16 protein-coding genes and 1 other annotated feature are annotated in these 15,840 nt (G+C 43.9%); of the genes, 1 reads left to right on the top strand and 15 read right to left on the bottom strand.

The window, feature by feature from the left end:
- Positions 1 to 16: 16 nt before the first annotated feature.
- Together yqeH and ABE021_RS02535 are read right to left on the bottom strand one after the other, a co-directional pair.
- Positions 17 to 1,120 carry a ribosome biogenesis GTPase YqeH gene (yqeH, locus tag ABE021_RS02540; protein ID WP_430286961.1) on the bottom strand — a complete coding sequence of 368 codons (1,104 nt, stop codon included), beginning with the start codon at positions 1,118 to 1,120 and terminating at the stop codon, positions 17 to 19.
- Complete coding sequence (locus tag ABE021_RS02535; RefSeq protein WP_430286596.1) at positions 1,117 to 1,632, bottom strand: YqeG family HAD IIIA-type phosphatase; 516 nt, start codon at positions 1,630 to 1,632, stop codon at positions 1,117 to 1,119. The genes yqeH and ABE021_RS02535 overlap by 4 nt, the downstream gene beginning before the upstream one ends.
- Positions 1,633 to 1,811: 179 nt before the next feature.
- Between ABE021_RS02535 and sigK the strand changes: the two genes are divergently transcribed.
- On the top strand, positions 1,812 to 2,516 hold the full coding sequence (gene sigK / locus ABE021_RS02530) for an RNA polymerase sporulation sigma factor SigK (RefSeq protein WP_430286595.1): 705 nt from the start codon (positions 1,812 to 1,814) through the stop codon (positions 2,514 to 2,516).
- 218 nt (positions 2,517 to 2,734) lie between these two features.
- Here the strand turns inward: sigK and mtnN are convergent, their stop codons facing one another.
- The 13 genes from mtnN to mnmA form a co-directional block, all read right to left on the bottom strand.
- Positions 2,735 to 3,427 carry a 5'-methylthioadenosine/S-adenosylhomocysteine nucleosidase gene (mtnN, locus tag ABE021_RS02525; RefSeq protein WP_430286594.1) on the bottom strand — a complete coding sequence of 231 codons (693 nt, stop codon included), beginning with the start codon at positions 3,425 to 3,427 and terminating at the stop codon, positions 2,735 to 2,737.
- A 28-nt stretch (positions 3,428 to 3,455) separates the two neighbouring features.
- Positions 3,456 to 4,181 carry a DUF1510 family protein gene (locus ABE021_RS02520; protein ID WP_430286593.1) on the bottom strand — a complete coding sequence of 242 codons (726 nt, stop codon included), beginning with the start codon at positions 4,179 to 4,181 and terminating at the stop codon, positions 3,456 to 3,458.
- A 105-nt stretch (positions 4,182 to 4,286) separates the two neighbouring features.
- Positions 4,287 to 4,760 carry a transcription elongation factor GreA gene (gene greA / locus ABE021_RS02515; protein WP_191688048.1) on the bottom strand — a complete coding sequence of 158 codons (474 nt, stop codon included), beginning with the start codon at positions 4,758 to 4,760 and terminating at the stop codon, positions 4,287 to 4,289.
- A 106-nt stretch (positions 4,761 to 4,866) separates the two neighbouring features.
- Positions 4,867 to 5,505, bottom strand: coding sequence for a uridine kinase (udk, locus tag ABE021_RS02510; RefSeq protein WP_430286592.1), 639 nt, complete (start codon positions 5,503 to 5,505; stop codon positions 4,867 to 4,869).
- Between the two features lie 36 nt (positions 5,506 to 5,541).
- Positions 5,542 to 6,180 carry an O-methyltransferase gene (locus tag ABE021_RS02505; RefSeq protein ID WP_430286591.1) on the bottom strand — a complete coding sequence of 213 codons (639 nt, stop codon included), beginning with the start codon at positions 6,178 to 6,180 and terminating at the stop codon, positions 5,542 to 5,544.
- Between the two features lie 20 nt (positions 6,181 to 6,200).
- On the bottom strand, positions 6,201 to 7,325 hold the full coding sequence (mltG, locus tag ABE021_RS02500; RefSeq protein WP_430286590.1) for an endolytic transglycosylase MltG: 1,125 nt from the start codon (positions 7,323 to 7,325) through the stop codon (positions 6,201 to 6,203).
- A 113-nt stretch (positions 7,326 to 7,438) separates the two neighbouring features.
- Entirely contained in the window at positions 7,439 to 7,735 is a 297-nt protein-coding gene (locus ABE021_RS02495; protein WP_125103655.1) for a DUF1292 domain-containing protein, read from the bottom strand.
- Positions 7,736 to 7,744: 9 nt separating this feature from the next.
- A complete protein-coding gene (gene ruvX / locus ABE021_RS02490; protein ID WP_430286589.1) occupies positions 7,745 to 8,164 on the bottom strand; it encodes a Holliday junction resolvase RuvX in 420 nt (139 codons plus the stop codon).
- Positions 8,161 to 8,433 carry an IreB family regulatory phosphoprotein gene (locus ABE021_RS02485; RefSeq protein WP_430286588.1) on the bottom strand — a complete coding sequence of 91 codons (273 nt, stop codon included), beginning with the start codon at positions 8,431 to 8,433 and terminating at the stop codon, positions 8,161 to 8,163. The genes ruvX and ABE021_RS02485 overlap by 4 nt, the downstream gene beginning before the upstream one ends.
- Before the next feature lie 83 nt (positions 8,434 to 8,516).
- Positions 8,517 to 11,147, bottom strand: coding sequence for an alanine--tRNA ligase (gene alaS / locus ABE021_RS02480; protein WP_430286587.1), 2,631 nt, complete (start codon positions 11,145 to 11,147; stop codon positions 8,517 to 8,519).
- A gap of 97 nt (positions 11,148 to 11,244) precedes the next feature.
- Positions 11,245 to 11,450: a binding site (T-box leader), on the bottom strand.
- Positions 11,451 to 11,493: 43 nt separating this feature from the next.
- Positions 11,494 to 14,007 (bottom strand): SF1B family DNA helicase RecD2, encoded by a 2,514-nt coding sequence (gene recD2 / locus ABE021_RS02475; RefSeq protein ID WP_430286586.1) that lies wholly within the window; start codon positions 14,005 to 14,007, stop codon positions 11,494 to 11,496.
- Between the two features lie 14 nt (positions 14,008 to 14,021).
- Positions 14,022 to 14,699, bottom strand: coding sequence for a tetratricopeptide repeat protein (locus tag ABE021_RS02470; RefSeq protein WP_430286585.1), 678 nt, complete (start codon positions 14,697 to 14,699; stop codon positions 14,022 to 14,024).
- Positions 14,700 to 14,712: 13 nt separating this feature from the next.
- Positions 14,713 to 15,834 (bottom strand): tRNA 2-thiouridine(34) synthase MnmA, encoded by a 1,122-nt coding sequence (mnmA, locus tag ABE021_RS02465; protein WP_430286584.1) that lies wholly within the window; start codon positions 15,832 to 15,834, stop codon positions 14,713 to 14,715.
- Between the last annotated feature and the right edge of the window lie 6 nt (positions 15,835 to 15,840).

Here is a 15,840-nt window from a genome sequence, read left to right as displayed (position 1 = left end):
CGTGAATTCCCCCTTGTTAGATTAGTGACGGGCGTAAGACGACGTCAACGCCGCGAGGAGCATGAACAGCCACTACTACATTAGGGTGCTGAACTGTAATCCAACCTAGACCTGAAATGACAATGTCCGTCTTTGCCTTTTTGACAGAAAACTCATGGCGTATCAGTTCAGGGAATGACTCCAAAGATTGTTTGCCTGGCGGAGACAGCATGTCACCGAAATGTGTTTCGTATAATGCAGCTGCATTTTCAAGCTTTGTCCGATGGAGCGGAAGTGCGTTTGCAGTGTATACGTTAAACGACGAACGCTCACCTTTCATGAAGTCAAAGCGGGCTAAGCCACCGATGAAAAGCGTCTGCTCTGCATTCAACTGGAAGATCCTCGGTTTGATCTCCTTTTTAGGAGTGATGGCTTTCAGTTCGCTCGGATCTAAATAGTGGGCGATCTGATGGCTATTAATAATACCCGGTGTGTCATAAATCGCTTTTCCGTCATCCAGTGGGATTTCAACAAGATCTAAAGTCGTGCCCGGGAAATGAGAAGTCGTAATCACTTCTCCAATACCTGTAGCTTGCTTGATGATCCTATTGATAAATGTGGACTTTCCGACATTTGTGCATCCCACTACATATACGTCTTGTCTTTTACGCAACTCATCAATTCTTTCTAATGCTTCAGGGACACCTTGTCCCTTCACCGCAGATACCAGCATCACGTCTACAGGTTTCAAACCAAGTTTAGCGGATTGTTCCTTCATCCAATTGATCAGCTTATTGCGATTCACCGATTTCGGCAGCACATCCACTTTGTTACCAATCAAAACAATATCTTTTTTACCGACAAAGCGTTGAAGACCATGTATCCAGCTGCCATTGAAATCAAAGATATCAACTACAAGGACGACTAGACCTTCCCGGTCACCGATACCGTTTAAAATTGCTAGGAAATCATCCCCCGATAGGGAGACGGGCTGGAGTTCATTGTAGTTCCGCAATCGGAAACAACGTTGACAAATAACCTCCTCCTTTTCTAGTGAAGCGGGTGGTGCATATCCTTCTTTTGCAGGGTTTTCCGTTTGAATGGCAATACCGCATCCAATGCAAGTGAGTTCCAAATCTATTCCTCCCAAGAAATCATTCCTTTTCGTTTCAGCGTTTTCATTATACGACGTTCCAGCTGACGATTGAATTTCGTCATGACGCCATCAGAACTCGCAACGGGTACAACCAGAATTGTATGCAATCCGAATCGATTGCCCCCAAGAATATCCGTCATTAGCTGATCCCCTATCATCACAACTTCCTCTTTTTGGAGTTCCATCTGTGTGAGCGCTTTTTTAAACGCTTTAGACAAAGGTTTTCTCGCGGAAAAGATGAATGGTGTTTCAATCGGATCACAAAATGCTTTTACACGAAGCTCATTATTGTTCGATAATATCGTTACTTGAAGACCGGCATCTTGCATATCTTTAATCCAAGTAGCAATTTCCGGAGTTGCATCAGGACGATCCCAAGCGACAAGCGTATTGTCGAGGTCTGTAATGATCCCCTTAATGCCTTTATTTATAAAATCAGATGGCGAAAGCTGATAAACATCTTTAACATATTCATCCGGCAAGAAAATATTGTACATCCTATCCACTCCATTACTGTGCTGATTCGCACTTATTATACCATATCCATGCTCAAATACTTGCTGACTAACTGAAGACAGCCTTGCTACTCAAAAACTGCCTGTCCGCCAAAATCAGCGGTGATACGCCATCTGAATACCGCATAGGATGTCAGACAACGACACAGGAGGTGGATCAATTGAGCGGCTTAGTGATGGCGATCGTCCAACTATGGCTCGAAATTCCAGCAGTTTTAGGATACATTCGAGGTCAGGCGTTTAAACGCCCCCTATCTAAAGCGGAAGAAGCCGATTGTCTCGAACGTTTAGCCCAAGGGGACGAAGATGCCCGTGATGAACTGATCGAGCGCAATATGAGGCTCGTTGCCCATATCGTCAAGAAGTTCCACCCTAAGCATGAACAGCTTGACGATTACATTTCGATTGGCACAATCGGTCTCATGAAAGCCATAGCCAGCTTCACACCGGATCGTAAAACAAAACTTGCAACGTATGCAGCCCGTTGTATCGAAAACGAGATCTTAATGTTTTTGCGCACTCAGAAAAAAACTCAGAAAGATATCTCTTTATACGAACCGATCGGCACAGACAGTGAAGGTCAGTCATTAGAAATTGCAGATCTCCTCCAAACTGACGAAGAATCTCCTCATGACCAAGCCGAATTGAATGAACGGAAAGAGCGACTTTATCGTCACTTGCACAAACTAGAAGGACGTGAACTCGAGATTCTTCAAAAACGTTTCGGCTTGTTAAATGACAAACCGATGACTCAAAAAGAAATTGCAGATCAGCTTCAAATTTCTCGCAGTTATGTCTCAAGAATTGAAAAAAGGGCGATTGTCAAATTGTATCAGTTGTTCAAACGCGAACAAGACTCCAAATAACAAGAATCCCCAAAGAAAAAAAGACATCTCCAGCATTCGTACCCTCGCTGGAGACGTCTACACTGATCAGCTTCAATCAGCTTTCACTTCAAAGTAGATCACGCCTGTAAGAGCGGTCGTGACGATAAATGCGCCTAACATTAAAAGTAACATACTAGTTGCCTCCTCGCTCCATGAATTAGGTTTTACTAACGTATCACCAGTTTACCACGAATTCATCAAAGTTTCGAGATGACTTGAAGAACAACTTCTGAAGAATGTTGTGCCGCTGCCGGAAGAAATTCGTCAAACGACAAAGATGACTCTTTCCCAGCAATATCGGATAGTGCTCTTATGACAACAAAAGGCACCTTGAATTCGTGACACACTTGGGCGACTGCAGCAGCTTCCATCTCTGCAGCGATAAGACCGGGAAATAGCTGCTTCACTTTCAATACACGGGTAGGGTCACTCATAAACACGTCTCCCGAAGCGATTAAGCCTGAAGCATGCGCGTGCTTCCCGACATCCTCAACTGCCTTTGAAGCAACTTGCAGAAGCGTTGCGTCCGCGACGTATGTGGCTGGCCCGCCCGGAACTTGGCCAAGTGCATATCCAAATGCAGTGACGTCGACGTCGTGATGTATAACATCACTCGATAACACAACTGTGCCGACTTCCAAATTTTCACCGATTCCGCCTGCGGAACCTGTATTCAGCACTGCATCCGGCTTGAATAGCTGTAGCAGTAACGTAGTCGCCACCGCAGCATTCACTTTACCGATACCACTTTTCACAAGAATGACTTCACGGCCTTCAAGTGTCCCTTCACTAAACTCATAACCCGCGATTATTGTATGGCGAGCGGACTGTAACTGATTTTTGAGGATGGTGACTTCTTCTTCCATCGCTCCAATAATTCCAACTTTCATCGTTATATCTCCAATCTTTACAGACCTATTAGTAGTTAAAGTCGAGCGTGTTCAACACATCCATTTGTGTCGGCTTCCAACCTTCACCATCGACCCATTCCAAATAGACTCTATATTTTTTCACTTTGTCTTTTGAAGTGACGATCCCAATTGACTTCTGGGGGCTGCCGCCATTTTTAATCTTCAAAAATATCATCTCGTTTTCGGTCATGCCCGTTGCGTAAGCTAAGGCTTTCTTTTTCTCCTGCCAATCCACTGACTTACCATCATACTGTGATACGTGATTACCTGATTGTGTCGTCCCAACAGGCTTCCACGATGTATTTGAAACCGTTTCGTCAACAACGGCGTCTTCACTAGCTGTGTATGTAACAGTTCCCTCTTTCTCAGTTTCAGGTTTTTTTGAAGATGCATCACTTTCTTCATCTCCACCCGATTCGTCACTGACAGTTCCTTCTTTTGAAGAATCCTTCTCGCCAGCATCTGCTCCCTGATCGGAATCCTCCACTTTCTCATCCCCGTCAGATCCTTCAGTACCTGTATCCGTTTCAGTACTGCCCGTTTCTTCGTCAGGGGCTGTTTCAGTTATAGCTACTTCTTTTTCCTTCGGTGCACTGTCACTTGAAAGTATTTTCACACCTACAAGGACAATTAACAAAACAACAATCGCAATCATCCAGTTCAACATCTTATTTCCTTTATTGTTTTGCCGTTTCCGACGTACCCTTGAAAACTCAGGTTTTTGTTCACTCATTTGAAATCATCTCCTTTAGTTCCACGTCTCTAACGATTGGACGTTTCTTCATGCGTGATGTTTCACAAAAAAAGCCGCCTTTAACTTGAAGGCGGCATCTCTCTGTTACTTCACTTCTGTGATTTCAACTTGCATTTCGCCACCGGGTGTTATGATTTTCACTTGATCCCCTTTTTTACGGCCAATAATACCTTTGGCTATGGGTGAATCATTTGAAATCAACCCTTCTAATGGATCAGCTTCCGCGGATCCGACTATCGTATACGTTTCAACTTCCCCATCAGGGATTTCCTTAAACGTGACTGTGCTGCCTAGCTGCGCTTCTTCAGTACGTGTCGCTTCTGATATGATAACTGAATTACGAATCATAGATTCAAGCGATGAAATCTTCCCTTCGATGAACGCCTGATCTTCCTTAGCAGAATCATATTCAGAGTTCTCAGACAAATCTCCGTAACTACGCGCTATTTTGATACGTTCCACTACTTCTTTACGTTTTACCGTTTTCAGAAATTCAAGTTCATCCTCTAATTTCTGTTTACCTGAAACAGTCATTGGATATTTTTTTTCAGAAACCATTTCCTCACTCCTCAATTTGCAAAATCATCAAAATAATATGTCGCACCTTCCTTATAGAAAGGTATGCGACATAGTGTTTACTATATGAATATCTGACAACATCATATTACAAATCATTACCAGAATCAAGAATTGTTTTTATTTTCGTTACCATTAAGTCGATAGCGACCTCGTTATGACCACCTTCAGGGATAATAATGTCCGCATACCGCTTAGTAGGTTCGATGAACTGGTTGTGCATTGGACGGACAACGCTCATGTATTGGTCAATGACAGATTCGATTGTTCTGCCCCGATCATTGATGTCCCGCAAGATCCTTCGAATGATTCTTAAATCCGCGTCCGTATCGACAAATAACTTAATATCCATTAAATTACGGAGACGCTTATCTTCCAAGATCAGGATCCCTTCGAGGATGATTACATCTTTCGGTTTGATCGCAATCTTGTCATTCGAGCGCGTATGCAAAGCATAGTCATAAACCGGCTTTTCGATAGGCTGGCGAATAAGGAGTTTTTCCAGATCCTCGATTAACAAATCCGTATCGAAGGCAAGGGGATGATCGTAATTTGTGGAAAGACGTTCTTCAAACTCTAGATGAGACTGATCTTTATAATAAAAATCTTGCTCGATTACAACTACTGAATGCTCTTGAAAAACTTGATGGATCTTTTTTGTAACACTTGTTTTACCAGATCCTGAGCCTCCAGCAATGCCAATGATTAATGGTTTTTGCGTTGCCATCTTCCTAATTCCTCCTCTGTAGTGTGTGTAATTCCATCAATTTTTTCGAGCGATTAAAATTCCGTCTCCTACAGGAAGTAAGGAAGTTTCATACTCAGGATTATCCATTATCCATTTTGTAAATGCTTTTAAATTTCGAATCATCGTACGACTTCGTTTAGGTACTTCCTGGTCTTCCAGAAACACCAGTCCATGCATAAACATATTGTCACAATATATGATACCACCTGTTTTTACAAGAGGTTCGTACTTCTCGAAGAAACGTTTGTACTGACCTTTCGCCGCATCTATGAAACAGGCATCAAAACAAGCGAACGGAAGAGATGTTGTATCCAAAGTCAAGGCGTCATCCTTAAACAGAGAAATTCGATCGTTGAGCTTAGCGCGTTCGATATAGTGAACCGCTTTTGCATGTCGTTCTTCGTCACGTTCAATCGTTGCAATATGCAGCTGAGAATCCGCCTGTGCAAGACGAATTGCAGAATATCCGATAGCACTCCCGATTTCCAGCAATGTAGTCGGCTTTTGAATAGTCAACAAACTGATAAACGTTTCGATTCCTATGCGATCCATGATCGGTATGAACTGTTTTTCGGCATACGCTTCCATTTCCTTTATAAGAGGTTGTACTTCCTTCTCGAAGTTCAATCTATAGGTTTCATAATTCGTCATCATACTAACTCCATCCTGCTAGTTTACTTGCCATCGATGTACTTAGCTTTTAGCTTCAAGTGTTCATCGTATGTTTTGGCGAAGTGGTTTTTCCCAGTTTTGTCTGCCAGGAAATAGAAATAAGATGTATCAGAAGGATCGATGACTGCTTCAATCGATGCAGCTCCTGGGGCTGCAATTGGACCAGGAGGCAATCCTTTGTTCTGATACGTATTATACGCATTATTAACTTCAAGATCTTTTAAAGACACTTTATCCTTATGCTCACCTAATGAGTAAAGAACTGTAGGATCCGTTTGCAGAGGCATGCCTTCCTTTAACCGATTGTTAAATACACTTGCAATCGTTTGGCGATCCGCTTGTGCCGTTGCTTCACGTTCTAATAATGATGCAAATGTAAGCAGCCAGTGAACGGACTTCTTTTCTTCTTCAAGTGCCGCTAGATATGGCGTAACATTCGCTTTTGTCCCATCTATCAATGTTTCAACCACAGTCTGTACGGTTGGTTCTTTTTCATAAAATGGATAAGTAGCTGGGAATAGGTAGCCTTCTAACGGATGTCGAATATTTTCGTTTTTCACTTCATCTGTGATTATTTCCGGGTAGATAGCTTGCAAATTCATGATGGTGTCATCTGAATCAATATAAGTTAAAAACTCTTCTTTTGTTACGGTTGTTTTCGCTGCGATTCGTTCTGCAATTTGCTCAACTGTTAACCCTTCCGGAATCGTCATCGAAAATACAGGAGTCCTATAGACTTTCCCTGTTTTCAAACTCTTCAAAAGTTCATCAGGCGTCATCGCCTTAGAAAGTTCGTAAGTTCCTGCTTGAAAGTCTGATTCGTTATTCACTTTCGCATAATATTTAAAGATTTTCGCGTTTTTAATAAGTCCTTTCTCTTCAAGAATCTGAGAAATCGTATCCAAACCGGATCCTATAGGAACTTCAATCTGAACCGTCTTATCGGATTCCGCTTCGATTGGCTCAAGGGCACTTTTTATGTATCGATAAGTGAAGAATCCACCAACAGCAACAACTAGAATCAATGCAATCGCTATCCAAAAGACAATTTTACGTACGACTTTGACTTCTTTCTTCTGTTCTTGCATGCGTTCAAACATCACATCTTTTTTTGAACCCTTCGCCATATGGAAGGTCACCTCTTTCTCGTTGTATCACGGGCCAGCTAACTAAACGCTACCAATCGTTTGCAATGAAAAAAACGGAACGGTGTGCACCGTTCCGTACGTGCGCATATGGCTTATTCTTCGTCTTCGTCTTGCTCGTCCAAGAAAGTACCGAAAACTTCTTCGATCATTTCCCATTCTTCGTCAGACTCAACAGGCATCAGATCCCCGTCTTCACCGTCTTCTGAAGGAACAAAGCTTGAAGCAAAGATTTCAATTTCTTCATCTTCGTTTTCAGGCTCATCACCTAGTACATGATATAGCACGTATGATTTACCATAGTCTTCGGATTCAAATGTAAAAATCACTTCACATACATGTTCTTGCCCTTTTTCATCTACAATTGTCATTGTTTCCATACCGTGTTCCATTTGATCACCTCATAAATTTTTTGAGTCAAGATATCCTTGAAGAATCATGATTGCTGCCATTTTATCAATGACAGTTTTTCGTTTTTTACGGCTTACATCCGCTTCGATCAGCATCCGCTCAGCAGCCATCGTCGTCATCCGTTCATCCCAGAGGATTGCAGGCAACTCGAATTTTTTTTTCAGCAGCTGGGCATACTTCTCAGAAGCCTCGGCACGAGGGCCAATCGAATTATTCATGTTTTTAGGATGACCGACTACAAAAGAACTGACGTTGTACTCTTTGACAAGTTCCTTAATACGCTTCATTCCTAAGTTACCTGATTCTTCATCGATTTGGATCGTTTCAATTCCTTGAGCAGTCCAACCCATGGCATCGCTGATTGCCACGCCCACTGTTCTAGATCCTACATCCAAGCCCATCGTTCTCAATTCTTACTGCCTCCGTTTTCACGGATATAGAACTTCACAAGTTCCTCCAAAATTTCATCCCGCTCCAATTTACGGACCATATTACGTGCATCCTCGTGGCGTGGGATATAAGCAGGATCGCCCGAGAGCAGATAGCCCACAAGCTGATTAATCGGATTGTATCCTTTTTCCTCTAATGCTTTGTACACATGGAGCACCACCTGTTTGACCTCTTGCTCCATAGATTCCTCAGGAAAATTGAACTTCATCGTTTTGTCATATGAATTCACAATCGACACCCCGCTTTCAATTCGTCAAATCGGCTGACTTTTTTGCGGCCCTTGAGAGCCACACATCTGGAAGCCGGATTCAGTTAAACAGATTTGACATAATCATACACGGAAAGTAGCGCTTCATCAAGTTTTGAGACGTCTTTTGCACCGGCCATCGCCATATCAGGCCGGCCTCCGCCCTTACCTCCGCATAGAGAGGCCGCATGACTGACAATTTTACCAGCGTGCTGCTCACCTTTTAAATCATCAGTTACGCCTGCTGCAAGCATAACTTTGCCTTCAGAAGCTGCACCAAGAACAATAACTCCTTTTTCAACCTTTTGCTTCAATTCGTCAATCATCTGGCGAAGTGCATTATTGTCTTTTGTATCAACGCGTGCAGCAATCACGGTCATATCGTCAATCTGCTTTGCATGCGCTAATACATCTATTAGCTGACTATTCCCGAGTTTAGCGGATAACGAATCATTTTCACGCTGCAGTTCCTTGAAATCGCCCAGGAAAGCAGCAGTTTTTGTAGCAAGTTCTTTTGGATTGGACTTGAGAAGCGATGAAACTTCAATTAAAACAGCTTCTTCTTCCTTAAATGATCGATACGCTTGCTTAGCAGTCACAGCTTCAATCCGTCGAGTTCCCGCTCCAATCCCGCCTTCTGATTCAATCTTGAAGACCCCGATTTCTCCACTAGAATGAACGTGGCATCCACCACACAATTCCAAAGAGTAGTCCCCTACCGAAACGACCCGTACAACATCGCCATACTTTTCTCCGAACAATGCCATTGCGCCCATTTCCTTCGCTTCTTCGATGCCTTTTTGTTCAATCGAAACGGCGATATCTTCCCAAATCTTCTCATTTACCATCTGTTCGATTTGCTCCAGCTCTTCTTTTGTAACTTGTCCGAAGTGCGAGAAGTCAAATCGAAGCCGGTCTGGACCAACATAAGAACCTGCTTGATTGACGTGCTCTCCAAGTACAGTTTTTAACGCTTTATGCAATAAGTGTGTTGCCGTATGATTCTTCACTGTATAGGAACGATCTTCCTTATTCACTTGTGCGCGCACAAAGGTTGAAGGGGTCACTTCCCCTGAACGCACAACTGCTGTATGCAAATGCTGTCCATTTGGCGCTTTCTTTACAGACAAGACTTCAGCAGAAAACGAATCATTTGCTATTATTCCTTTGTCCGCTATCTGCCCCCCGCTCTCTGCATAAAAAGGTGTGCGATCCAAAATGAATTGAATTTCATCTTCTTCCGTTGCCCGCTCAGCAAATTCACCGTCCTTTAGAAGAACAACAATTTTGGATTCACTTTCCAACTGATCATAACCGATGAATTCACTGGATTCATGGACGTTACCAAGAACCCCGGACTGAACATGCATGGAGTCCACATCTTGTCGGGCACTTCTAGCACGCTTACGCTGTGCTTCCATTTCGCTGCGGAAACCAGCTTCATCCACTACGACTCCGGCCTCTTCAGCGAATTCTTCTGTCAACTCGAACGGGAACCCATACGTGTCGTAAAGCCGGAATGCGTCCGCACCGGAAACAGTTGGGTTTTCAGTTATTTTCGCTTTCTCCAATATACCGCTCAGCATACTCATGCCTTCTGTTAACGTTTCATGGAATCGTTCTTCCTCGTTTTTAACGACTTTCATGATAAATTCCTGTTTTTCTTTTACTTGGGGATAGAAATCCTCCATTTTTTCAGCAACGACCGGAACGAGATCATACATGAATGGACGATCGATGCCGAGCTGTTTTGCAAATCGGACGGCACGGCGTAAGAGGCGTCTGAGTACGTATCCTCTGCCTTCATTCGAAGGGAGTGCACCGTCTCCAATTGCGAACGCAACGGTACGTATGTGATCCGCAATCACTTTGAACGCTGTATCTTTCACTTCATCTTTGCCATAAGCTTCTCCGGAAACGTTCTCAACCGCTCTAATGATCGGCAAGAATAGATCTGTATCGAAGTTGGTTGGGACTTCCTGTATGACAGAAGCCATCCGTTCCAGTCCCATGCCCGTATCAATATTTTTCTTAGGAAGCGGCGTATACGTATGGTCCGGATTATGGTTAAATTCCGAAAACACCAAGTTCCATATTTCCAGGTAACGGTCGTTTTCTCCTCCCGGATAGAGTTCAGGATCAGAGAAGTCATCTCCATAAGCTGGCCCGCGATCGTAGAAAATTTCAGAGTTCGGTCCGCTAGGTCCTTCCCCAATATCCCAGAAGTTTCCTTCCAAACGAATGATACGTTCTTCAGGCAAGCCGATCTTTTCTTTCCAAATGGAGTATGCTTCTTCGTCTTCCGGATGGATGGTGATGGATAACAAATCAGGATTGAACCCGATCCAATCGGGATGTGTTAGGAATTCCCATGCATAAAAAATCGCTTCTTCTTTGAAATAATCACCGATTGAAAAGTTACCGAGCATTTCAAAGAATGTATGATGGCGTGCAGTTTTCCCCACATTTTCAATATCGTTCGTACGGATTGACTTTTGAGCGTTGACAATCCGCGGATTTTCAGGGACCTCCCGTCCATCGAAGTATTTCTTAAGCGTTGCGACTCCGCTGTTGATCCATAGCAGAGAAGCGTCGTCGATTGGAACGAGTGGTGCTGAAGGCTCAACACTGTGCCCTTTCGCTTTAAAGTAATCTAAAAATAAATTACGTATTTCAGATGCTGTCAGTGATTTCATCATCAATTCCTCCTTGGATATAAGCTTTTCAAAGTATGCTTCGGTGCTGGCAGTCATAATAATCAACCTAGCTGAAAATAAAAAAACTCCGCCCCTGGAAAGGGACGAAGTATTGTTCGCGGTACCACCCTCATTGCCGAAAGTGTAGATTACGGCATCTTGAGTTGCCATAACGCGGCAGACGGCGGGGTTCACCCGCACTCCGGAGCAGCTTTCAGCAGTTACGTGTGAGCTTCCTTTCAGCCGGGGGAAGCCTCTCTTTCCACACTTCAACATGCTTACTTTCTCCATCAATGTGTTTAGTATTCAAGCTATACTTGGATTATAAGGAAGTCCTAAAGTGTTGTCAATCCACACTCTGCAAAAAATCATATGGACTTTCTCCATTCATCCCTACCATCGGGTCGACATCCAGTATTGTTTCGATGGACAGGACATGCGCCAATTCCTTATCTGGGCGGATAGGCTGCTCTGTTGCAGCAGATGGTGCCAATTGAATGGTCGACTCCGCTTTATCATCTTTTGCATCAGAAGTTTCTACCATAACCGAAGGAGGTGTCTCCGCTTCAATCGGCTCCTCATTTGCTCCGGGCTCTGGACTTTCACCTCTAAGACGTTCTTTCAATGTAGTCTGCCGTTCCCGTTCTTCCATCCTTGCAATACCTTCTTCAAATTCGGCAGGGCTGCCGCAAAGGATCAAAAAGTTTTTTGCTCGGGTGATCCCTGTGTAGAGGAGATTGCGCCGCAGCATTTTCCGGTGACTTCGCACAACAGGCATGATGACCGTAGGGAATTCACTCCCTTGGGACTTATGGATGGAACAACAATAGGCGAGTGTCAGCTGATTCAAATCCGACCTCTCGTACGTCACTTCAATCCCGTCAAATGACACGACCATCAAATCTTTCTTTTCAATCGTTTCCTTGGCTTTCAAGATTGAAATCACTTCACCCATATCGCCGTTGAATACATTACTTTCCGGCTGATTGACGAGTTGCAGTACACGGTCACCAATTCGATAGACGACATCCCCGAACGTCACTTCCTTGCGTCCTGCGGAAGCGGGGTTCACCATTTCTTGGATCATGGTATTCAATGCATCAATTCCAGCAGGACCTTTGTACATCGGGGCTAGCACTTGAATATCTTTAATGGCTTGACCTTTCGCTAACGCATTTTTAACAATTTGGCTGACTGCTTTAGGTACTTGATCCGCATCAGTACGAATGAATGATCGATCAGAAGTTTTTATCGCTAAATTTCCAAGTGGTTCGGATTTTTTGATAGCGTGCGCCAATTCAATTATTGTGGATCCCGCACTCTGTCGATAGATTTCAGTCAGCTCAACGACAGGAACCGTCCCTGACTCTAAAAAGTCACGCAACACTTGTCCAGGACCCACAGAAGGGAGCTGGTCCTGATCTCCGACAAATAATATCTGAGCGTCATCATCGATCGCTTTCAGAAGCTGGTGGGCTAGCCATGTGTCGAGCATGGATGCCTCATCGATAATTACAAGTCTGGCTTTGATTTCACGTTCGGTCTCTTCCTCTTTTTCTTGCCCCGTGAAGCCAAGAAGCCGATGGATCGTCATAGCGGGTAATCCGGTGGATTCTGAGAGCCTTTTGGCGGCACGTCCTGTGGGAGCTGCCAAAATGATTGGAAACGGCTCCTCTTTTTTCGCATATTCCTTCGGGTCGAGCGTCAGCCCATGCAGCTCCGCATACACTTCTACAAGACCTCTTACCACCGTAGTTTTACCAGTACCAGGCCCACCCGTTAAAATCATAGCAGGTGAATTGAGTGCTTGTTCAATCGCAGCAATTTGCGTTTCAGCATAGTTGACTTCCAACCGTTCTTCCGTTTCGCCAATCGCTTTTCTCATTTCCGAAGAAGGAAACGTGTTTTTCCGATCCTGATCCAGAATCCGCTCCATTTTTGAAGCGATTCCCAGCTCCGAAAAATACAGGGAAGGTAAATAGAGTTTTCGCTGCTCTGCACTCAATCTGCTTTCTTCAACCAGTTCGATAATAGCATTCGAAATCAACTTGTAAGGAATTTCCTCCGGTTGACTGGATTCCAACAGCCGTTTGACTTCTGGCAATACTTGAACGGCTTCCAGGTACACATGACCACTCGAGAGAATTCCAGTATTGATCGTATGCAGGATTGCAGCCTGGATGCGAGATGTATGAGTACCCGTGATCCCCAGCTGCCTGCCAAGTTCGTCCGCGCGTTGGAATCCTACCCCCTCCACATCTTCAATGAGACGATAAGGGTTCTCAGTCAGCTTTTCGATCGTCTCTTCCCTGTAGGTTTGATAAATCCGCATAGCAATTTGAGGTCCGAACCCCCACTCGTTCAATTTGACGATGGTCCGTTCCAGTCCCAGATTATCGCGGAGAACGGAAACGATCGTCTCTTTCTTTTCAGAGTTAAGACGAGGGATGTCATCCAAGACCTCTTCGTTTTCCATAATCTTACGGATCGCTTCAGGACCAAGATGATTGATAATCGTTTCAGCAGTCTTTCTCCCTATCCCAGGAAACAGGTCTCCAGACAGATAGTGGATTAACCCTGTTTCAGTCGCAGGCAATTCTTTTTGAAAAGTTTTCACGTCAAATTGCTGGCCATATGTTGAGTGATTTATGAGCCTTCCAGTAAATCGGTATTCTTCCTCTTCGGATAGTTTAGGGAAATTCCCTTTAACGACAATTTCCTTTCCTTCAAACGAACAATTTGTTTTTCTCACTTTCAATTTAGCAATCGTAAACAAGCTATCCGTGTTGTGGAAAATCGTTACGACTGCTCTGCCAATTAAAAAAGGTTCTTCTTGAGCTGCTGAATCGGTTTTTTCCATAGTTTTGCGTCACCTCAATCGTCAGCGGATTCGTTTTCTTCCCCCATCTGAATCATGTCATAAATATATCTTGCCTGGACATGTTCCGGGTCAATCGTGTATGCGCGTTCTAAATGATGTAACGCCTGCTCTTTATCTTCTGTAGACACTGCATATAAGAATCCTAAGTTGAAGTGAGCGTCAGAGTTCTCCGGCTCCACTTCTAAAATCGCTTTGAATTGGTCTTCGGCTAGTTCATAGACACCCTCGTTCGCAAGGACTATCCCATAAGACAATCGGATTTCGAGATCATCAGGAGCGAGTTCTAGTGCCCGTTGAAGATAAGGCAGTGCTAACCGTCCTTTTTCTGCGCGCTCCAAACTTTTCCCTAGCATGAAATACACATCCGCTTCTTGTACACCGCAGGAAATCGCTTTTTCATAGAGCGTAGTTGCTTCATCGTAACGGTCCTGGTTGAAGTACAGATTTGCTAATCCATAATAGGCAGTTCCCATTTCACCATCCAATGTGAGGGCCTTTTGGAAAAACGGTTCCGCCTTTTCAATGTCGCCGATAGATGCAAAAACATTTCCGACATTCACATAACCGACTGGATCGTCTGGAGCTTCTTCTGCCGCTTTAATGAATTCTTCAACCGCTTTTTCAAAGTTACCTGATTGCAATGCCTCTATTGCTTGTTCATTGTGTCCCATTTTCAGTTCTCCCTTATCCGACATAGTCGAGTGTTTTTCCATTTTTAATGACCGTATCAATCGTTCCGCCGCCCAGACACTCATCGCCATCGTAAAAGACGACAGCTTGACCTGGTGTAATGGCACGTACTGGTGTGTCAAACACAACTTCAGCAGTTGCGGGACCTGTCATTTTAACTGTGACTCCCGTATCTGCTTGACGGTATCTGAATTTAGCCGTGCATTTGAATTCTTCAGGTAATGTCCGCGCAGTAGTGAAACTCACTTCAGTCGCCGTTAAACTGTCCGAGTAGAGCGCCTCGTGGTGAAATCCTTGTCCGACCAATAATGTATTCGTTTTAAGGTCCTTACCAATAACGAACCAAGGTTCTCCTGAACCACCGATTCCCAGGCCATGACGCTGTCCAATTGTATAATACATCAACCCATCGTGACGACCTTGCTTTTCGCCCGTCATCGTCTTCATATCCCCTTGTTGTGCTGGTAAGTAATTGGAGAGGAACTCTTTGAAATTCCGTTCTCCTATGAAACAGATTCCTGTAGAGTCTTTTTTCTTAGCTGTAGAAAGACCTGCCTCTTCCGCGATTTCACGGACCCGGCTTTTTTCCATATCTCCTATAGGAAACATGACTTTTGACAGTTGTTCTTGGTTCAGTTGATTCAAGAAATACGTCTGATCCTTATTCGTATCAACGCCACGAAGCATCGCAACGCCATCTTCGGTTTCGGCAATCCGTGCATAGTGACCTGTTGCCAGGAAATCTGCTCCAAGATTCATGGCATGCTCTAAGAAGGCTTTAAATTTAATTTCTTTATTGCACATGACATCCGGATTCGGTGTTCGACCTGCTTTGTATTCATCCAAAAAGTACGTAAATACTTTGTCCCAATATTGCTGTTCAAAATTCACTGCATAATAAGGGATTCCAATCTGATTACATACACTGATTACATCTTCGTAATCTTCGGTAGCTGTGCACACACCGAACTCATCGGTGTCATCCCAGTTCTTCATAAAGATCCCTATGACTTCATATCCTTCTTGCTTCAGCAAATAGGCTGCAACAGAAGAGTCAACGCCGCCGGACATCCCGACGACGACTCTTGTATCTTTTTTCGCTTTATCGATTCTCATTTATCA

Origin of the sequence: Sporosarcina gallistercoris (genome assembly GCF_050459885.1) — a bacterium.
GTDB lineage: Bacteria > Bacillota > Bacilli > Bacillales_A > Planococcaceae > Sporosarcina > Sporosarcina gallistercoris_A.
Note: the sequence above shows the minus strand (reverse complement) of the source record. Positions and strands in the feature narration are given on the sequence as shown.